Source organism: Chloroflexus sp. (assembly GCF_056331925.1).
Window position 1 is genome coordinate 22,877 of sequence record NZ_JBWGQH010000036.1, and the last position, 19,462, is coordinate 42,338.

Annotated in this window: 16 protein-coding genes and 1 tRNA gene; 5 read left to right on the forward strand and 12 right to left on the reverse strand. The window is 53.7% G+C overall.

Annotated features, from left to right (window positions below):
• The first annotated feature begins 58 nt into the window (after positions 1 to 58).
• Positions 59 to 1,663, forward strand: a complete 1,605-nt coding sequence (locus AC01ZF_RS16060; RefSeq protein WP_476575497.1) for a helicase HerA domain-containing protein — start codon at positions 59 to 61, stop codon at positions 1,661 to 1,663.
• An 18-nt stretch (positions 1,664 to 1,681) separates the two neighbouring features.
• Here AC01ZF_RS16060 and AC01ZF_RS16065 read toward each other — a convergent pair whose 3' ends face one another.
• Both AC01ZF_RS16065 and pepF read right to left on the reverse strand, forming a co-directional pair.
• Entirely contained in the window at positions 1,682 to 2,443 is a 762-nt protein-coding gene (locus tag AC01ZF_RS16065) for an expansin EXLX1 family cellulose-binding protein (protein ID WP_424674762.1), read from the reverse strand.
• A gap of 88 nt (positions 2,444 to 2,531) precedes the next feature.
• Entirely contained in the window at positions 2,532 to 4,346 is a 1,815-nt protein-coding gene (pepF, locus tag AC01ZF_RS16070; protein ID WP_476575498.1) for an oligoendopeptidase F, read from the reverse strand.
• Between the two features lie 90 nt (positions 4,347 to 4,436).
• On the opposite strand from pepF, the gene AC01ZF_RS16075 reads away from it, so the two are divergent.
• Positions 4,437 to 5,162, forward strand: a complete 726-nt coding sequence (locus AC01ZF_RS16075; RefSeq protein WP_424674760.1) for a potassium channel family protein — start codon at positions 4,437 to 4,439, stop codon at positions 5,160 to 5,162.
• A 9-nt stretch (positions 5,163 to 5,171) separates the two neighbouring features.
• Here the strand turns inward: AC01ZF_RS16075 and AC01ZF_RS16080 are convergent.
• Positions 5,172 to 5,247 (reverse strand) — tRNA-Arg (locus AC01ZF_RS16080).
• 62 nt (positions 5,248 to 5,309) lie between these two features.
• Positions 5,310 to 6,404 (reverse strand): NAD(P)-binding domain-containing protein, encoded by a 1,095-nt coding sequence (locus AC01ZF_RS16085; RefSeq protein WP_424674759.1) that lies wholly within the window; start codon positions 6,402 to 6,404, stop codon positions 5,310 to 5,312.
• Positions 6,405 to 6,722: 318 nt separating this feature from the next.
• On the opposite strand from AC01ZF_RS16085, the gene AC01ZF_RS16090 reads away from it, so the two are divergent.
• On the forward strand, positions 6,723 to 7,265 hold the full coding sequence (locus AC01ZF_RS16090) for a DUF7226 domain-containing protein (protein ID WP_424674758.1): 543 nt from the start codon (positions 6,723 to 6,725) through the stop codon (positions 7,263 to 7,265).
• Positions 7,266 to 7,753: 488 nt separating this feature from the next.
• The gene (locus AC01ZF_RS16095) at positions 7,754 to 8,038 is read left to right on the forward strand and encodes an RNA recognition motif domain-containing protein (protein ID WP_012615442.1); all 285 of its coding nucleotides are present in this window, start codon (positions 7,754 to 7,756) and stop codon (positions 8,036 to 8,038) included.
• 96 nt (positions 8,039 to 8,134) lie between these two features.
• Here AC01ZF_RS16095 and AC01ZF_RS16100 read toward each other — a convergent pair whose 3' ends face one another.
• The 8 genes from AC01ZF_RS16100 to AC01ZF_RS16135 form a co-directional block, all read right to left on the reverse strand.
• Positions 8,135 to 8,401, reverse strand: a complete 267-nt coding sequence (locus AC01ZF_RS16100) for an acyl-CoA-binding protein (protein WP_424674757.1) — start codon at positions 8,399 to 8,401, stop codon at positions 8,135 to 8,137.
• Between the two features lie 74 nt (positions 8,402 to 8,475).
• Positions 8,476 to 11,013 carry an FtsX-like permease family protein gene (locus AC01ZF_RS16105; RefSeq protein WP_424674756.1) on the reverse strand — a complete coding sequence of 846 codons (2,538 nt, stop codon included), beginning with the start codon at positions 11,011 to 11,013 and terminating at the stop codon, positions 8,476 to 8,478.
• 63 nt (positions 11,014 to 11,076) lie between these two features.
• The gene (locus AC01ZF_RS16110) at positions 11,077 to 12,024 is read right to left on the reverse strand and encodes an AAA family ATPase (protein WP_476575499.1); all 948 of its coding nucleotides are present in this window, start codon (positions 12,022 to 12,024) and stop codon (positions 11,077 to 11,079) included.
• Positions 12,025 to 12,097: 73 nt separating this feature from the next.
• Positions 12,098 to 14,062 carry a protein kinase domain-containing protein gene (locus AC01ZF_RS16115; protein ID WP_424674754.1) on the reverse strand — a complete coding sequence of 655 codons (1,965 nt, stop codon included), beginning with the start codon at positions 14,060 to 14,062 and terminating at the stop codon, positions 12,098 to 12,100.
• Positions 14,043 to 15,029, reverse strand: a complete 987-nt coding sequence (gene galE, locus AC01ZF_RS16120) for a UDP-glucose 4-epimerase GalE (RefSeq protein WP_424674753.1) — start codon at positions 15,027 to 15,029, stop codon at positions 14,043 to 14,045. Before galE ends, AC01ZF_RS16115 begins: the two co-directional genes overlap by 20 nt.
• Before the next feature lie 53 nt (positions 15,030 to 15,082).
• Entirely contained in the window at positions 15,083 to 15,676 is a 594-nt protein-coding gene (locus AC01ZF_RS16125) for a hypothetical protein (protein ID WP_424674752.1), read from the reverse strand.
• Positions 15,673 to 16,980, reverse strand: coding sequence for a 3-phosphoshikimate 1-carboxyvinyltransferase (aroA, locus tag AC01ZF_RS16130; protein WP_424674751.1), 1,308 nt, complete (start codon positions 16,978 to 16,980; stop codon positions 15,673 to 15,675). Before aroA ends, AC01ZF_RS16125 begins: the two co-directional genes overlap by 4 nt.
• A gap of 86 nt (positions 16,981 to 17,066) precedes the next feature.
• Positions 17,067 to 17,723 (reverse strand): winged helix-turn-helix domain-containing protein, encoded by a 657-nt coding sequence (locus AC01ZF_RS16135; protein WP_424674750.1) that lies wholly within the window; start codon positions 17,721 to 17,723, stop codon positions 17,067 to 17,069.
• A 148-nt stretch (positions 17,724 to 17,871) separates the two neighbouring features.
• Here AC01ZF_RS16135 and AC01ZF_RS16140 point away from each other — a divergent pair.
• Positions 17,872 to 19,462 (forward strand): serine/threonine-protein kinase (locus AC01ZF_RS16140; RefSeq protein WP_476575500.1); only part of this gene is annotated, 1,591 nt, incomplete at its 3' end.

Below are 19,462 nucleotides of genomic sequence, written 5' to 3' on the forward strand. Positions count from 1 at the left end.
CAGGCACCAAGGTGTGATACGATTAAAAATACGTCATTGCAAATAAGGAGGCAGCACTATGCAACGACGTCAACGCCTCGGTGTAGTCACCGGTGGTTCGCTCCTCGAGGGCTTAACGGTGCGGCTCGATGCCGGTACTTCGGTTGAGGATGTGCGCGTTGGCAAGTTTGTTGTTGTGCAGGGTCAACGCTTCACCTTTTTTTCGATGGTAACGGATGTGCGACTCGGAGCGGCGACGCCGAAGGTCATGCTCGATCCGCCACCGGCTGATGAATTCTTCGCTAATGTGCTGAGTGGAACTACTACGTATGGTGAACTACGGCTCGATCTGCGGCTGATGTTGCCGCTCGACGGGAGTACCGAGCTATTACCGGTTAAGACGGTCCCCCACCATTTTGCGCCGCTGTTCGAGGCGAACGCAGAAGATTTTCAGCATGTCTTTGGGCGCGAAGAGGGGAGTCAGTTTATGATCGGCTCTCCGCTCGATATGGATGTGCCGGTTTGTATCGACCTCAATCGGTTGGTCGAGCGCTCGAATGGAGTGTTCGGGAAGAGTGGTACCGGCAAGAGCTTTCTGACCCGCCTCTTGGTCTGTGGGGTTATTCTGAGCGACGTGGCTTCTAACCTTATATTCGATATGCACGACGAATACGGATGGGCGGCGCGCTCAGAAGGGGCACATTTCGTTAAGGGATTGCGCCAGCTTTTCGGTAGTAAGGTGTTGCTGTATGCGCTGGCCGGTGGGGCGTTTGATCGCAAATCGATAGATGGGGAGATTGTGATTGGCTACGATCAGATCGAACCTGAAGATGTACTGTTGCTCAGTGAAGAATTGAATCTCAACCCTACCGCCGCCGAGACGGCTGAATTGTTGGTTGATGCCTATGGCGCCGACTGGCTTGCTCAGCTTTGGCAGACGGATCAAGCCGATCTCAAGACCTTTGCCGATGAGAAGAGTGCGAGCCTCGCCTCGTTGAACGCACTCAAGCGTAAGACGTTACAACTCAAACGTTTGGGTTTTGTGCGCGAGCGTGCCGATCTGTCACCGATCGATCATCTCATCAATGCCCTTATGGCCGGGCGGCACGTGGTGCTAAGTTTTGGTCGTTACGACGATCCCTTAGCATACATGCTGGTCGCCAATGTCCTAACCCGGCGGATTCATCAACGCTGGCGCGAACAGACCGAGCAGTATCTTCATTCAAAACTTGAATCTGATCGACCACGCCCATTGATGATTACCATCGAAGAAGCTCATAAGTTTCTCAACCCACGCCTTGCCCGTCAGACCATCTTCGGCGCGATTGCACGCGAGATGCGCAAATACAGCGTGACGCTACTGGTCGTTGATCAACGACCTTCATCGATTGACAGCGAGGTGCTGAGTCAGCTTGGTACTCGAATTACCGCGCTGTTAAGCGATGAACAGGATATCGATGCCGTGTTCACCGGCGTCGGTGGTAGGAACCGACTACGCATGGTGCTGGCTAATCTCGACACCCGCCAGCAAGCTCTCGTGCTTGGCCACGCTGTTCCAATGCCGGTAGTGGTACGAACACGACCCTATGATGAGACCTTTTATCGCTTCATCGAGCAACGCACACGCCGGGCGCGTGATATGGTCACGGCCCAACGAGAGGCCGATGAGCTATTCCCCGATTAAACGCTGACATCAGCCTTGCTACGGTCCGTAGGGAAACTGACCACTGCCACTAACTAACTCGCCGGGTGATAAACCACCGGACGAGAGGGTCGTAAATTGTACCGTCTCGGTGAGTGTATTGCCGTAGATGTCGGTGACTCGCAAGATGAAAGGACCACCTTCGCCGCCGGTACACTGACACTCACGGATGAAGTAGTTATAGGGCGTTCGGTTGAGTTGCACCCACTGCCCTTGCGGTGTACGATACTCGAGTGTGGCAATCGGGTTTCGGTGACGGCGCACCTGAAAAGCTAACCACCACGGATTACTGCCATCTTTGAGATGAAATTGCACCGGATCGGTAAGAGGCGGACTGATCACCCGCCACGTGATCGGCACGCGCCCCCACGCTCGCGGCGCAATACGCTCGAACGCCTCAGGGCTGAGATCGAGATGATTGAGGCCACAACCGGGATTATCGGGACATTCATCGACAATCCGTACTACAACGCTTCCTTGTGGCCCAAACACCTCAACATACGCACCGCAATAGTCGGCGTTACCATAATTGAGATAACTGATTGCCGCCACCATCCGATCACCGGGGATAGGATCGAACAGACATGCACCGCTACCATCGGCTTCAAGATAGAACGTGGCCTCACCGCTCATCAGCGGGTTTTGGCCTATGCGCATCACCAATGGCAGATGAACTCGGTATGGCAACTGCGCGAAGGTTACGGTAGTAAGGAGCAGCAGCACAATACTGATTCCACTAACGACCGGCGTTCGTCGTTTCATAGGTAACATCTTTCGACGGAGAGCCACATGGTGTTAGATACCGTAGCAGTATCCCTTCATGTGACTCTTGTTCTGCTATTCTGCATGATTATGAAACTGATACACCGAACAACTGCTCAAGCCGATCAACGTAAGATGCCATCACTGCAAAGGTCTGCTCAACCGGTTCGGGTGAAGTTAGATCAACACCGGCACGTCGCAACGTATCGAGCGGAAAACGTGAACCACCGGCTTTGAGAAATTCGTTGATGTAGCGATCGGCGGCATCGGCATTACCGGCAAGGATAGGTGCGGCCAGCGCGTGGGCACCGGCAATACCGGTTGCATACTGATAGACATAGAAATTGGCGTACAGATGGGTAGAAAACTGCGCCCACGTATTACCGACGCGCGCCCGATCCACGACGACCTCGCTACCATACCCCTCAGCAAAGAGATCGGCCATCAGCTCGTTAAAGATGGTCGCGGTTAACGGTTGACTGCGTTCAGCGCGCTGATGGATAGCCAACTCAAAGCGAGCCAGCGTCGGCATAATGAAGAAATAGCGATGGAAGTTCGCCATCGCCTCTTCGATTAAGCCGATCTGGGCATTGCGGTCGGTTAACGTTTGGAACAGATACGCGCGCACCAACGCCTGATTGAAATTCGAGGCTACTTCTGCCAGGAAGAGACCATAGTTGGTATAGATCACCGGTTGGGTACGCCGAGTATAGTACGAATGCATCGAGTGACCCAACTCGTGGGCAAGAGTACTAAGGCTGAAGATATCATCGTTGTACGACATCATAATAAACGGGTGGGTACCCGGTGCACCGGTTGAGAACGCCCCGGCCCGCTTGCCCCGATTGGGATAGACATCAACCCAACGCTGTTCGCGCAACCCGCGCCGCATAATCTGGACATATTCATTGCCCAGCGGAGCCATACCGGCGCAGATCCAATCAACAGCTTGCTCGTAAGGCACGACAAGTGGGGTCGCTAACGGCGCTTTGGTATCGTAAACATGCAATTCATCGACACCGAGGGCCGCACGACGTACCCGCCAATACCGGTGCCAGATCGGTACATGACGCTCGAAAGTAGCGATCAGGTTGTGAAAGACCTCAAGTGGAATAAAATTCGGCTTCAGTGCGGCTTCAAGAGCCGAGGCATACCGATGCGCACGGGCAAGAAAGACATTCTGTTTGACGCCGGCGGCTAAGCACTGGGCCATCGTATTTTCGACGGCAATGTGCGCATCAGCATACCCTTCCCACGCCTGCTTACGCAAGGTGCGATCGGGATGGGTAATGAGTGCATTAATCGTGCCTTGCGTAATCTCATACGCCTCACCATTGCTGTCGTAGGCGAGGGGAAAGCGTAATTCAGCATTGGCCAATACACCGTGGACTGCACTTGCCGCAGCGAACGGATCGCGTACCTGCCCCAACAGCTCTTCCACTTCGGCAGAACGCACGTGAGGAGCACGAGCGATCAGGCGTTCAAAATAGTGGCGGTAAGTTGCCAGATACTCATCTTGATCCGCCCAGGCCAACAACTGATCGGCACCGATGGCCAACAACTCAGGCTCACCAAACGCCAGTGCTGCACTCGCTCGGGCTTGCAGCCCAATTGCCCGATCACGCATTGCACTCGCTTCACGGTCATTGGTATCGACGGTATAGAACATCGTGGCAAAGACGGTAATTTGGCCGACGTTGCGCATAATCGTCTCGCTCAGGCCGAGAAAGTCGGCAATAACGGGTGTGCCCTCGTGTAACCGACCACGAAACTGAGCAGCACGTGCAATGAGCGTATCAACCTCGTCAATGGCCGCTTCCCATGCAGCTTGTGAAGGAAAGATACTAAACGGATCCCACTTGTACTGCTCTGGAATCTCACTGCGTTCGCGAACGGTCTGCATTGCTATTAGCTCCTATGATACGATACGGTTCGGGAGTATTATATCCCCTATACGATTATTTCACCATTACTCAAATCGGAGGATGCTTGTATGTCACTTGAACAACGTACATTACTGCTCAATCGTTTTAATCGAATTACCGAAATGCCAATGCTCTTTTTATCGATCTGCTTTCTCGTCATTTTCTTTTTAATCGAAAACAGGACACTCAGCACCATAACTACACTTGTTCTCGATGGCATACTCTGGATCATTTGGGGAATATTTGGAATTGAACTTCTGATCAAATGGTATCTATCTCCCGATCGGGTAGCTTACATTCGTGCGAACTGGATCGAGATAGTGATGATCGCAATTCCATTTCTGCGCCCATTACGGCTCTTATGGCTCCCGATCATTCTCACCCGGCTCTGGCGACAATCGCGCCAAACCTTACGCCAACGCATGCCGGCGTTTATTGGCATCACCAGTCTCATCGTTGTGTTAGTGGCAGCCACCCTCATGTTCGTTGCTGAACAGGGTAGCGGTGGCCCTATCGCCTCGTTTGCCGATGCCATCTGGTGGGCGCTGACCACTATTACAACAGTTGGGTATGGCGACACCTATCCGGTAACAGCGTTGGGGCGCGGCGTGGCAGTCTTTCTGATGCTAGCCGGTATTTCGTTATTTGGGTTGCTGACCGCGAATATTGCCGCTTTGTTTGTTGAGGACGAAGCGGTTGATCGCCAAAGAGAAATGCTCACCGAGATTCAGCAACGCTTAACGCGCATCGAGCAACTATTAGCGCAACGGGTTGGTGTGGAAGAACAATCGTGAAGAAGGGATTGGCGGGGCTGGCGCGACTCGAACGCGCAACCATCGACTTAGAAGGTCGGTGCTCTATCCATTGAGCTACAGCCCCGCACGCTCATTACTATACTCAGACTACGCGATTTTGGCAAGCGTAATTGGGCAATAGAATGCTCAATTCGCGGCAATTTGCTCGAAACCGAGTTGGTAGGTACGCATTGGGATATCGCCCAACCGGGCCGGCCAACGTCCCGTTATTGCTTGGGTAATCTTGCCGGCGTGTTCGTGGCAGTTCTCAATGAAGAGGGTATAACGCTGTTGAATACCGGCCGCTACCGTACCGGCTAAATACAGACCGGGAACGTTCGTCTCCATTGTGACCGGATTATATTCCGGCACGCGGTTCGGTCCGCGCAAGACAACTCCAGCCTGTTCAAGCAATCGCTGATCACCACGAAAACCGGTAGCGAGCAAGACAAAATCGGTCGGATAGTAGAACTGCTCGGTTGTGGGCTGACCATCGTCATCGGTACAAGCCAACGTCACCCCACCGGGATCAATCGCAACTGGCGTCGTATTCGGCAAAAACCGGATCGTCCCGGCTTCGACCTGCGCAACAAAATCGGGTAACAACCAATGCTTCACCCGCTTATCATCAAGCCGAGCGCGCCGGTAGGATAACGTTACCTGGGCGCCGGCCCGCCAGCAGCGTAACGCTGCTTCGACCGCCGAGTTCTTACCGCCAACGATCAACAACCGGCGGCGAAAATAATCGTGCGGATCACGGAAATAATGGCTCACATGGGGCAAATCCTCACCGGGAATATTGAGACGGTGGGGGAAGTGCATATCACCGATCGCCAACACCACACGACGCACACGATAACTCCGTGGCCCGGTCAGTGGCTTCGTTATGAGCGTAAAGCCTTCGTCATCGCGTTGCAATGAGCTAACCGGCTCATAACTCTGCACGTGGAGATCGAACAACTCCACAACCGATCGCAAATACGCTAAGTACTCTTCACCGGTAATCCGTTGCTGATGATTATTGGGAATAGGTACGCCGGCAATCGCCAGTCGCTCGGTTGTGCTGAAAAAACTCGTATTGCGCGGCCACCACGTCATCGTATAACCGATCTGGTGCGCATCAAAGTGAATGTAGTCAACCCCAGCCTGCTTCAAGCAGACTGCCAATTCTAGACCGATCGGACCAGCGCCAACGATCGCCACGTCGTGGGTCGATGTTAGCGGAAGGTCAGTACATGTCATAGGTCATCTCCTCCGAAATAGAGTAACGTCGGTGCATTACTCAACCGTGCCTCGGTTACGCACCATGAGTATGATACTGCAAACGCGCTATCAAATGACACCTACCGGAGCATGAGCTTTCGCATCTCTGCACCTTTGCGCCTTTGCGCCTTTGCGTCTTTGCGCCTTTGCGCCTTTGCGTCTTTGCGCCTTTGCGCCTTCGCGCCTTTGCGTTTACACGTGAACACGTGTGCAAAATTTCCTATTGACACAAACGTTCGAGTATGATATGGTAGAACTGTAGTACGAGCGAGTACGTGTAAGGAAGAGGAGGCTCTTATGCTGACCACAGTGGACATTCCCCAGGCCGATGTACTTTGGGACGTAGCGCGTGTTGCAGAAGCGATTGCACGCGGACGAGTCACGGCAAGCGAAATCGGTGAATACATTGGAGCCAAAGGTCAGCGACAAGGCCTCTACTACATGCAAGCAGCGAGGATCATTGGCCTGATCGAAATCGGCGAGCAGACGGAAACGGCACAACTAACTAAATTTGGGCTAGCCTTCACCCGCTACAACCGTGCCGATCAACGGGCTGCACTGCGCCGTCAACTGCTCCGTTACGAACCCACTCGTTCAGTGATTGCCGCCCTCCGTGATCATCCCGAAGGCCTCTCCCGGGCAGATGTCGCGCGAATCCTCCAACAACTCGCCCCACTCGCCGAATCAACTGCACTGCGGCGAGCCGCCACTGTTACTTCATGGCTAACCGAAATCGGGCTAGCCGACTGGCGCGAGGATCGACTGTACTACTGTGGTCCAGCATTACCTGTACAACGTTCACCAGCACGCAATACTCTCTCCTTCGCCACCGGGCTATAAGTGCAGGGTGTGATAGAGTGAAAGCCCACCATTGACGGATAAAGCAAAGCATTGTTGGAGGGGGATACAGCAAACGCCGAAGGTTGATAGAGTGAAAGCCCACCATTGACGGATAAAGCTCTAAAGCGTGCCTTCGACGGATAACACCTTCACGATAGTACGATAATTAGTCCCATCGTAACGCCATAACCGTTCATCCGGATCGTTCGCACGACGGATCGCCACGCAAATTGCTACTTGCAATTCTTCAGAAGTATGGTATAGTGAAGAAGTCAATCAACGTCGTGTGCTGCGAGACCGGCATCAGAGAACTTTCCAGGGGTTAGGTCGATCGGCAGTGCTTCATCGCTCGAAGCAAGTACGTTGTCGATCGCCTGAGCGAACGTGCGCTAAGCGATTAGCGGCGGCGGCTGTACGAGAGGTCTGTGATAGCCGGTTTTGACATGCATGGACGTGTGTCGAACCAAGTCTCTGTGGAGTAGAATGCAATGTTAGTGAAACTGTTCGTCGGAAACTTGCCGTGGAGTGTTGGCGATGCTGAGCTGGGTGCGATCTTCGAGCCGCACGGCGAAGTACAGAGTGCGCGCGTCATCAATGACCGTGATACCGGTCGGTCGCGTGGCTTCGGATTTGTTGAGATCGAAACCAATAATGTCGCCGGTGTGATCCGCGCAACCGACGGCCTTGAGATTGGCGGGCGCAATCTGCGTGTGAACGAGGCAGAAGACAAGCCGCGCAGTTCATCGCGTGGTGATTTTCGCCGTCGCTATTAATTCGGTCTAGAGGGTGAGCATCTTTGCCACCCTCTCAGCGCAACGATACGTCTAGAGAAAAAGAGGGGTAGTACACATCTACCCCTCTTTTCGTATCTACTTGATCGTCTGCTTGAGCCGCTCGACTAGTTCAATATAACGCTTCATTGCCTCTTCAGCCGTCACGCCTTTTAGTTTCGCCCAAGCATCATACTTCAGCCGACCGGTCATATCGAGCACTCCCGGGCGCGTACCCTGTACATCGCCGACGGTTGCCTGTTTGTACAGGGCGTATAGTTGCAACAACGTCTCATTATCGGGCCGGCGGGGCAGTTCCTGTACCTCTTGAGCGGCTCGTTCAAAAGCTGCGCGTCGATCGCTCATGTTGATCTCCTCACTCAGATTCGGATAACGGCTGTATCGTACCACATTCCACTGCGTTAAGGAGTGCAGCATACTTATTCATCGCGCAGTGCAATTGCCGGGCTGATCCGACTCATACGCAATGCCGGCCAAATTCCGGCCAATAATGCGGCACTAATTGCAACGGCGAACGCTTGAGCGAAGAGTAACGGATCAACCGCTAATTCAAGCGTCCAACCAAATGAACGCTTGTTGATCACGTAGGTCAGCACGAGCGCCAACACCAAACCGAGTGGCGCAGCCAACACACCGGCGGCTAATCCCATCAACCCGGTTTGGCTCAGCACCGATCCCCAAAGTTGGCCAGGCGTGAGGCCAACGGCTCGCAAGACACCAAGCTCGCGCGTGCGCTCAAGTTGTAACGCCATCAGCGCACTCAAGATACCGATGAATGCAACAATGGTCGCCAGTAGTTGCAAGACCGATGTAATCGCAAAGGTGCGATCAAAGACGACTAACGTCCCTTCACGCAATGCTCGACTCGAATTGACCAACACCGTCCCGTACCCAGCACTCACCAAACGGACCTGCTCGATGACGGTATCGACATCGTAACCGTCACGCACATAGATGGCCAGCGACGAAAGAGCCGGATCGTCCCACAATGCACGATACGTCGCAGCATTGATCCGTACCACGCCCCGATCGGAGGTGTAGTCGTAGTAGACACCGGCAATTGGCAGTTCACGGAGACCGCGATCGGTACGCAGCGTGAGCGTATCACCGACCCCCAAACCACTACGGAAAGCGAGCGGTTCGGAGATAAACACCGCACCGCGTTCCCATGCTTTCCATGCGGCATCGTCGCCCCCTTGCTGAAAGCGCAGCGCACGCCGACCACGCTCGGTTGCACCATCAATGGCAACCAGCGTGGTTGGTCCGGTTGGTAGGTCAATTTGAACACTTCGGAACGTCGTAATTGCCTCGACTGCCGGCAATGTTGCTAACGCAGCCGGTAATGTCGGATCGAGCGTCGTATCGATCCGATTTGCCACATTACTCGGTGGCGAGAGATAAATATCGGCTATCAGACTCTGTTCAAGCCAATTGATCACCGTTTGGCGAAAACTGCCGATCATAATGCCCACACCGATAGTCACCGAAACGGCAACCATCAGTGCTGCAACCGCCACCGCAGTCCGCGAAAGACTAGCCACCACATCACGGGCAGCCATCCGCCCGAGCAAGCCCAGGACGCGGCCCAATACCGGTCGGATGACAAACATCAGACCAACCAGTGCGACGGGCGTCAGCAATGCTGATCCGATGACAAGAGCGAACAAACCGGCAAAAGCCAGATACAAACCGGTTGTCCCGACAGTTGCCGGCAATGCCAACAAGACACCTCCGCCGGCCAATAATCCCACGCCGGCTATGGCCAATCGCGGCGTTGCACGTCGCACCCGCTCTTCGATACTCGAACGTCGCAACACGGTGCGTGGTGGCGTATACATCGCTTCAAGGGCCGGAGCCAGTGCCGCCGCGAGTGTCGCCACGATCCCAAGAACAGCACCCTTCACCAGCACGAACGGCTCAAGACTCAGATCGCGAACCGTCACAACAAAGTACAGATCGTTGATTGTCTGCGTCACCAGACCAACCAAACCGCGACCCAGCACAATACCGAGCGTCAAGCCACTTGCCACTCCCAGCAAGCTAATGACGAATGCCTCGGCCAACACCAGAACAGCCAATTGCCCGCGGCTCACGCCAACACAGCGCAGGGTACCGAGCAATGTGCGACGCTGCACCACACTGAACGTCATCGTATTGTAGATGAGAAACATACCGACGATCAGAGCCAACAGACTAAGCGCTGTCAGATTTAGCTCGAATGCAGCCGTCATTTGTTGCAACGCACCTGCCCGTGCTGCAACCGGATGCACCGTCACCCCCGCAGGTAAGAGCGATATCAGTGATTCCAGAGCAAACGCTGGCGGGACAATCAGATCAACTCGGCTCAAACGACCGGTAGTTGCCAATAATTCTTGCGCACTGGCAATATCAACCACGATCAAACCGTCCAATGCGCGTCGGCTGAGATCGTCAGCCGGATCAAGCACCCCAACGACTCGAACCGTTGCCGAACGGGCACCGATCTGGATCGACAGAGTATCGCCCAATTGTAAACCGGCCCGTTCGGCGTTGGCGCGCGACAGCAAGGCTGCCCCCGGCTCGATCAATAATGCCGCCAGATCAACAGTACCATCGGCAGCAAAGTAGGGACGAAACGGTGCTTCGGCAAATGGGTCAACGCCGAACAGTTGATAAACACCGGGACCCAGCGCCGGTGCGGTGACGTAACCTTCGACGATTGGAGCGGCAGCTAAAGCGGGCAATTGCCGGCGTAATGCGGTGTAGACGGTTTCGGCCAATCCTGTTGGGCCACCAACAATCTGGTGGGTAGCCTGACCGGCCACCGTATCACCGGCAAGTTGAAACGCGCGTCGAGCACTGGCATTTGCCAAATCGATGGCAACAACTACAGCCACCCCTAACGCAACACCCAACACGCAGAGCATCATCTGCCACGGGTGGCGAAGAATCCAACGCAGCGAACTGCGAGCAAGCATGGAAGCTTCTCTCTAGGGTACACGACCAATAGGAATTGCACGAGGTAAACGATGACCCTCGCATTAGCGAGGGACTTCGATCCGATTGAGGATACGCCCTATCGCCATATCGGCATTCAAGCCCTCAATTTCAGCTTCTGGCCGCAAAATAATGCGGTGGCGTAGGACCGGACGGGCTAAGGTTTTGACCTTATCAGGTGTAACGTATGCACGGTCGTTGATCGCCGCCAGTGCCTTCGCCGCCAATAACAACGCGATCCCGGCTCGCAACGATGCACCCACGAGCAATTCAGGACTCGTGCGAGTTGCCTGCACAATCGCGACAATGTAGTCGAGAATACCTTGTTCAACCTGAACCTGGGCGATCTCGGCTCGACAGGCGCGCAAGCTCTCGGTGGTGACAATGGGTTGGAGACCGGCGGCAGCTAACTGATGCGCATCAAAACCAAGATGGTAACGTTGCAACACTTCTATCTCAACCTCACGCGGTGCGTAGTCGATGACGATCTTGAACAAAAATCGGTCGAGTTGCGCCTCCGGCAATGGATAGGTACCTTCGTATTCGACAGAGTTCTGGGTCGCAATCACGCAAAACGGCTCTGGTAATGGTAACCGTTGCCCTTCAATCGTCACTTGCCGCTCTTCCATCGCCTCAAGCAACGCGCTTTGAGTTTTTGCCGGAGCACGGTTAATCTCATCGCCGAGCAAGACTTGGGTAAAGATCGACCCCTGTCGTAACCGGAATTGACCACTGCTCAGATCATACACTTGCGTCCCGATCACATCTGCCGGCATCAAATCAGGTGTGAATTGGATACGACGAAACTCGGCCTGGATCATCTGGGCCAATGTCTTCGCCATCAATGTTTTGGCGGTACCAGGGAGGCCTTCTAACAGCACATGACCGTTGCTCAACAGCGCCGTCAATAATAATACCAATATCTCATCCTGCCCAACCAACGCCTTACGCGCTTCAGCGAGCAACGCCGAGGCTAGCTGTGCTGTCTGCATGAGGCGTACTCCACCATTCCATCACCTACTGAATATCGTACCATGAATTACGTCAGATTCGCGGAATCCACCGTTACATTGTCAGGAATACCAAACTCATCACCAAAAAGAACGAGAGGAGACCGACACCGGCAGAAAAGAGAATCCGCTCCCAGTGCAAAAAGCGCCAATCAGGCGGGATTAGGTTCTCGAAACCGTAGATCGCCAAACGGTACGGTTGTTCTGGATTGCCGAGATCGAACTCGATCTCGGTGAGCGGAATAAAATTGATCTGTAATTCGGCCATTACAATTCGGCTATCCTGATCAAGCTCGCGTAGTCGGCGTTCGATCATCTCTTTAACTTCGGTTATCTGCAACCACTCCTTGGGAATACGGTTTTCGCGTTTGCGATAGACCAATTCCTCACGGCAAGTGCGGTGTAGCCAATTTTCATCAACATCAGGTAAGTCGTTCTGCGCCCGATCGAACTTTGGCCAACGCGACCATTCCATCAGCTTACGTTGCAGCAACCGTCCGGTACTTTTACACCGTTCGCAAGGTATCTTGCCAAGTCCACTACATTGAGGACAAGCAGTCACCCGTTGGTGTACTACCGGTGTGTTCGCTGTCGCGGACCGATCATTGGTTGCCGATTGCGCGGGAGCAGGTTCTTCGATGGTTATCCGTTGGGCACCTTTACACGTTGGGCAAACGATAATGCCAAGCCCGCTACAATTCGGACAATTGATCACCCGTTCCGAACCGGGTACGACCACAGGTTTTCCCTGTTCGTGCGCAAACTCTTTTGGCGACGGTAACTCAATCTGCCAGCGATCGTACTCAGGCTGAAGTGGTATTGGTTTTTGGTTGGTATCGGGTTCTTCGGTCACTCCGGCGTCACGGCGTTGCTCGATGAGCAAGCGAAGATGGAAAAAGAACACATTGTAGTGTTTGATTTCATGAATCCGGACCAAACGACCAAGCAATGGCAAGCGTAACGGACGCTCTTGCGACCACTGATCGAGCAACTGGCTAATGCGGACCTCATCGAGCATACGTGCCCGTTCAAGTGCGCGTTCAAGCGGTTCATGAACAAGTAAACCACTCAACGCTTGTTCTACTTTGTTTGGCTCGATGACAACGATCTGCTTCGTCTTACGGATCGGTTGTACGACTGTTTTTCCGGTAACGATCTGAGTTTGCAAGAAATGGGGACCGAGAACCGCTTCCAACTCAGCAGCCGCCATACCGGCGTGTGCATAGCGATGTGATGGATCAAGCGCCAGCAATACCCGAATAATCCGGTCAACTTCTCCGGGCAACTTAACCCCAGCCTCGGCCAACGTTCGCACCCGTTGAAACACTGCGAGCGATGAATCACCCATTTTTGGCATTTCATACCACGGCAATTCACCGGTGAGCATAAAAAATAAAGCAACACCCAGGCTAAAAATATCGGACAGATGAGTTGCATTATTTGCAGAAATCATGCATTCAGGAGCAATAAAACCGGTCGTACCCATCACCATTCCGGTTGAGGTGAGCGATTGATCGGGATTACGAGCAATGCCAAAATCGATCACATAAGCATTTTCTGCATCACTATCGATCAAAATATTACCCGGTGCTACATCACGATGCACAATATTGAGACTATGCGCATAATCAAGCGCATCGGCAATTTGCTGGAAATAGCGCAACACCTTATCGGGCGGTAAACGATGTTCTTTACTTTTCACCAAATCGCGTAACGAGTTACCGTTAATATATTCAAACACCGTATAGTGAAACGGATTCTGTACACCGTAATCGATCAGGCGTGAGATATGGGGATGACGAAGGCGAGCAGCAATGCTCGCCTCTTGGGTAAAGCGTTGGATACGCGCCGTCTCTTGACTCAAGAGCACTTTCAGCGCAACTTTATGCTCAGGGATATAGCGATGATGAGCGCGAAACACTTGACTCGATTCGCCGCGCCCGATGAGGTGGTCGATGTCATATTGCCCAAATGTGCGCGGCAGATTGGTAAATGTCGGTTTATTTATCGTCATAGCCATATGGATGCGTCCAATGCCATTCCCAAGCCGAGGCAATGATCGACTCAAGGTCAGGATACTGTGGTTGCCAACCTAGTTCAGCCCGTATTGTATCTGATGAAGCAACCAATACCGCCGGATCGCCGGGCCGACGCGGACCAACCACTGCCGGAATCGGATGGCCAGTCACTTTACGTGCGGTCTCAATCACCTCACGGACCGTAAACCCTTGACCATTCCCCAAGTTATAGCGACGCTCACCTAGACGGTCGAGCGCTTCCATTGCCAAAATGTGGGCACTCGCCAAGTCGAGCACGTGGATATAGTCACGAACACACGTGCCATCACGGGTCGGATAATCGTCGCCAAAGATAGTAACGTGCGGACGCTGACCAAGCGCGACTTGCAACACAATCGGGATCAAGTGGGTTTCGGGGTCGTGATCCTCACCTCGGTCAGGAGTATCGCCACAAGCGTTGAAGTAACGCAAACAAGCGTAGCGCATGCCATAAATACGGGCCATCCAGTGTAACGTGCGCTCGATGAAAAACTTCGACTCACCGTAAGGCGAACCGGGCACGATCCGTTCGTGCTCGGCAATGGGAATACGTTCTGGCTGATCGAACAGATTGGCCGTAGACGAAAGAATAAACCGACGGACACCGGCAGCAATGGCAGCCTCAAGCAGATTTGCCGCATTCGTCAGATTATCCCGTAGATAGAGAAATGGCTTCTCCATACTCTCGCCAACCAGCGTGTACGAAGCGAAATGCATAATGCCGTCGATACCGGGGTAGGCGGCAAAGATCTCGCTCAGCGTTTTACGGTCGGCCAAATCAGCTTCGATGAAGACGGCTTCCGGGGGCACAGCCGCCCGATGACCTTGATACAGATTATCGATCACAATCACTTCATGACCGGCTCGGATCAGCTCAGCGCTGGTGATACTTCCGATGTAGCCGGCACCGCCGGTAACTAAAATCTTCATGCGGATTGTCTCCCTCCCCTCAAGACAGCATAGCGAAGTGTAGCACACACAACCTACGACCCACTCTGAGCAGTAGAGGTATCTTCCGAAGCTACGGTATGATCTGATGGAGCCGCAATTTCCTCTACCGGTTCAGAAGAACTCGGTTGGCGGATCGCATAGAGTGCCTGTATTGTGCGTTGGGCCAAACACGCAAATGAGCGCTGCAACGGTGTTCCGCCGTGGATCGGGAAAATCGTTGCATTTCGTAATGGAATGAAGTCATCGGTCAGTTCATTGAGCATCTCGTCCAACCCAATATCTGGGCGGCGATATATCTCGGCACGCACGGCAAATTCACCGGTAAAAAACATGACGGGCTCCATTGCCCGTGGAATAACAGCAGTACGATGATCGGGTGGTGGCTCCGGCTCAGCTACCACTGCGACCAACAACGCATCACCCCACGCAACCAATGCTTGTGGCACCCGTTGGGCCTGTTGTGGTCGCCAGAGCGGGGCAATACTCACCTGATGGAGATGAATAAAACGGCTCAAACGATTATTCAGGGCATCGCTGACGCGGCGATACAGAGGGAGAGTATAACTACCGGTATAAAGCATCGTCGGCATGAAAATCTCGACGGTAAACGAAAAGCCGTTGGTCATACGTCCTCCTGGATCGCAGTGAGCGTCTGCCAGAATTCGGGATAACTGATCGCCACCGCTGCCGGCTCAACAATAGTTGTTTCACCACGAGCGACAAGGGCGGCAACGGCCCATGCCATTGCCAAGCGATGATCGTGATAGCTATGCAAGGTAGCACCGGTGAGTTGATCGGGTTTACCGGTGATCACCATACCATCAGCCGTTGGTTCGACTGTAACACCCAAGGCACTCAGTCCGGCAGCGACGGTGGTGATCCGATCGGTCTCTTTGGCACGCAATTCTTGCGCATCGCGAATAACTGTTTCACCATCGGCACAGGCAGCAGCGACCGCCAGCACCGGAATTTCATCAATCAGACGAGGGATCAGAGCCCCGGCGATGGTTGTCCCTCGCAACGCAGAAGAGCGAACGACGACATCGCCGATCAACTCACTCCCTTCCAACCGCTCGTTCATGATTTCAATCTCAGCACCCATCGCACACAGGACATCGAGGGCGCCGGTACGGGTCGGATTGAGACAAACACCAGGAGTGACGAGTTCGGCATCGGGATGGATCGCAGCAGCTACCCACCAGAACGCTGCCGAGGAGGGATCACCGGGGACTCGTAGTGAAAGGGCTACCGGGGTAGTTGCTGCGGTCGGCGGATGCAGGGTAATCCGATCAGGCGTTACGGTTAGCTCTACTCCCATTGCCGCAAGCATCCGCTCGGTATGATCACGCGAATCGATCCGTCCACTGAGCGTTAATGGGCCATCGGCATGCAGTGCAGCCAACAAGAGAGCAGATTTCACCTGAGCAGACGCAATTGTCAATTCGTACTGACCACCACGTAGCGTACTACCGCGAATCGCCAGCGGTGCCCGGTCGCCATCGGCGCGCCCATCGATCTGCGCACCCATTGCTCGCAGTGGCCCTACAATCCGGCGCTGCGGGCGCGAACGCAATGATGCATCACCGTTCAAGACACTAAAAAACGGCTGACCGGACAGGAGACCGGCCAGCAGACGCAGCGTTGTACCAGAGTTACCACAGTCGAGCACATCGGTGGCTTCGCGTAATCCGTCTAGACCAACACCGTGAATAATCAATTCACGCTCAGTAGGCTGCTCGACCGTTACCCCTAGGCTTCGCACACAGGCTACCGAGGACAGACAATCAGCACCGGGTAAAAAGTTTGTAATGTGAGCACTGCCGGTAGCAATCGCATTCAACAATACCGATCGATGTGAGATCGATTTATCTCCCGGTACATGAATAACTCCGCGCAAACGCTTGGGCGCGGTTAACGTTATCTCAGTCATCACGACACTTCCACTCTCATCAAAACAACAACTTTAACCTAATGAACGCCTCTGTGCCACATATTGCGCACAACCAAACAAGACGACTACTCAACCTCAGGCGCCACCACGAGCTTATACCCAAATCCACGCTGCGTAATCAAATACCGTGGACGCGATGGATCGGGTTCAATACGCTGACGCAATCGGTAAACAAGTGCATCAATTGCATTGTAATCAAAGATCGCGTAATCCCAAACGTGATTGGCAATCTCTTCCTTGCTAACCACTTCACCCTGTCGGCGGTAGAGTAACGACAGCAATTGAAACTCTTTCACCGTCAGTGGTGGGGTCAATAGCTCGCCGCGGACATAGACCGACTTGGTCGGTTCATCAACCCGGATTTCGGCACGCACAGCACGGAGGAGGGCAGGATCGAGCGTGCCTTTCATGGTTGCCGCCGGATCGTTGAAGATGATTACAGTATCAGCGATCAGAATTTGGTCGGAATGGTGGAGGCTACGGGTACCGATCACCCGTTCTTGATTAAGAAACGTACCATTTGTACTATCGAGATCACGAACAAAAAACCCTTCTTCTGTTTGTTCAAACCGTGCATGCCGTCGCGAAGCGAGCGGATGATCGATAATAATATCGTTGGCTGCATCGCGACCAACAGTAATAGTCGGTCGATCCCAGACAATTTCGCGGTAATCGCCGTTACCGCGTTTGACAATCAGTTGTGGAGCGGAAGCGGATTGCATCGTTCACCAGCCTCCAGCTTTCATACTTTTAATACGTAGATGCAATATGGTATAATCGCTATAGCTTTGCTGATTATACCATGGCATATTCCACTATCGCAGGTTGAATTCGCCACCTCATGGCGATAATAGGCACTCGGAGATACCGGTGAGTAGCATCAGCGGGCGGCGAATTGGTCGGTATGAATTGATCGAGGAGCTTGGCCGTGGTGGTATGGCACGAGTGTATCGTGCTCGTGATACCCAACTGCAACGGATCGTTGCTCTCAAAGTACTGGCCGCACAACTGAGTATGGACGCAGAGTTCATCAAGCGCTTTGAGCGTGAGGCAAGGACTGCCGCAAATCTGCGTCACCCGCATATTGTTACCGTATACGACATTGGTGAGGAGCAGGGTTTACACTACATCGCAATGGAGTATATCGATGGCTTACCCCTACATACCATCCTCGAACGTTATGGCGCACTGGGTTTTGGGTATGCCATCGCGATCCTCGAACCGATAGCCAACGCGCTCGACTACGCCCATCAAGCCGGTGCCATTCACCGTGATGTGAAGCCGCATAATATTTTGATTGACCGCAATGGGCGAGTGGTATTAACCGATTTTGGTATTGCCCAAACCCCAGAGGCGGATGAGCAGCGGCTAACCCGTACCGGTGTGTTTATGGGTACACCGGAATATATCTCTCCTGAACAAGCCGAAGCCCGCCGCGTTGATGGTCGTAGTGATCTGTATTCACTTGCTGTTGTCGCCTACGAGATTATTGCCGGGCGTGTGCCATTCAGCGGTACTACACCGCAGTTGATCGTCGCCCATGCCCAGCTCCCACCACCACCAATCTCCTCAGTTGTACCTGAACTACCAACCGATCTCGATCTGGTGCTCACCCGTGCATTGGCGAAACGACCAGAACGGCGATTTCCGACCGGTAACGCTTTTGTGACGGCGCTGCGCGACATTGCTCAACGTAACGGGATCAAACCGGCTACTACCCTTGAATTGGCGGCCCTAGTTGTACCACCGCAGGCTCAACCAACCGTACCGGCGTCGCCGATGCAGGTAGCAAGTCGTGATGGGACGCTGTCACCACCGATGCATACACCGTCACCTGAGAGGGTAGTACGTCACCGACCCGCAACACCGGACGGCGTAGCACAATATCCACTCCCAAAATTACCACCGGTCACGACAATGCCTCCAGCCCAACCACTTGATCTGCCTCAGAGTGATACGCCGGCTCGCACATATAGATCGATTCCGAATACCGTTGCAACCGTTGATCGAGCCGATCAATTGCCGTTTCTGATCATCGGAGGCCTACTGTTGGTGATCGTTGCTGCCGTGCTTGTGTTCGTTGCCCAGGTATTTAACGACGGTAACCAGCCCACACTGAATCTGACCGTCACAGTTCTGATATCACCAACACTTTTCGTTCCGTTGCCAACGGCGACGGCTACGTTTACCGCCGTGCCTACTATACCCCCGACTGCAACAACGGCACCAACCGATACACCGTCGCCAGTGCCCCTATCGACACCAACAACCATACCAACACCGACCAAGACAGTGACACCAACCGTAACACCGACCGAGACGGCGACACCAACCGTAACACCGACCGAGACGGCGACACCAACCGTAACACCGACCGAGACGGCGACACCAACCGTAACACCGACCGAGACGGCGACACCAACCGTAACACCGACCGAGACGGCGACACCAACCGTAACAC

Coding starts and splice junctions, on each gene's coding strand:
- AC01ZF_RS16100 (WP_424674757.1), bottom strand. CDS start 8,401: ATGAGCGATCGACGCGCAGCTTTTGAACGAGCCGCTCAAGAGGTACAG.
- aroA (WP_424674751.1), bottom strand. CDS start 16,980: ATGACTGAGATAACGTTAACCGCGCCCAAGCGTTTGCGCGGAGTTATT.
- AC01ZF_RS16115 (WP_424674754.1), bottom strand. CDS start 14,062: ATGGCTATGACGATAAATAAACCGACATTTACCAATCTGCCGCGCACA.
- AC01ZF_RS16075 (WP_424674760.1), top strand. CDS start 4,437: ATGTCACTTGAACAACGTACATTACTGCTCAATCGTTTTAATCGAATT.
- AC01ZF_RS16095 (WP_012615442.1), top strand. CDS start 7,754: ATGTTAGTGAAACTGTTCGTCGGAAACTTGCCGTGGAGTGTTGGCGAT.
- AC01ZF_RS16135 (WP_424674750.1), bottom strand. CDS start 17,723: ATGCAATCCGCTTCCGCTCCACAACTGATTGTCAAACGCGGTAACGGC.
- AC01ZF_RS16125 (WP_424674752.1), bottom strand. CDS start 15,676: ATGACCAACGGCTTTTCGTTTACCGTCGAGATTTTCATGCCGACGATG.
- AC01ZF_RS16060 (WP_476575497.1), top strand. CDS start 59: ATGCAACGACGTCAACGCCTCGGTGTAGTCACCGGTGGTTCGCTCCTC.
- AC01ZF_RS16105 (WP_424674756.1), bottom strand. CDS start 11,013: ATGCTTGCTCGCAGTTCGCTGCGTTGGATTCTTCGCCACCCGTGGCAG.
- AC01ZF_RS16090 (WP_424674758.1), top strand. CDS start 6,723: ATGCTGACCACAGTGGACATTCCCCAGGCCGATGTACTTTGGGACGTA.
- pepF (WP_476575498.1), bottom strand. CDS start 4,346: ATGCAGACCGTTCGCGAACGCAGTGAGATTCCAGAGCAGTACAAGTGG.
- AC01ZF_RS16065 (WP_424674762.1), bottom strand. CDS start 2,443: ATGAAACGACGAACGCCGGTCGTTAGTGGAATCAGTATTGTGCTGCTG.
- galE (WP_424674753.1), bottom strand. CDS start 15,029: ATGAAGATTTTAGTTACCGGCGGTGCCGGCTACATCGGAAGTATCACC.
- AC01ZF_RS16085 (WP_424674759.1), bottom strand. CDS start 6,404: ATGACATGTACTGACCTTCCGCTAACATCGACCCACGACGTGGCGATC.
- AC01ZF_RS16110 (WP_476575499.1), bottom strand. CDS start 12,024: ATGCAGACAGCACAGCTAGCCTCGGCGTTGCTCGCTGAAGCGCGTAAG.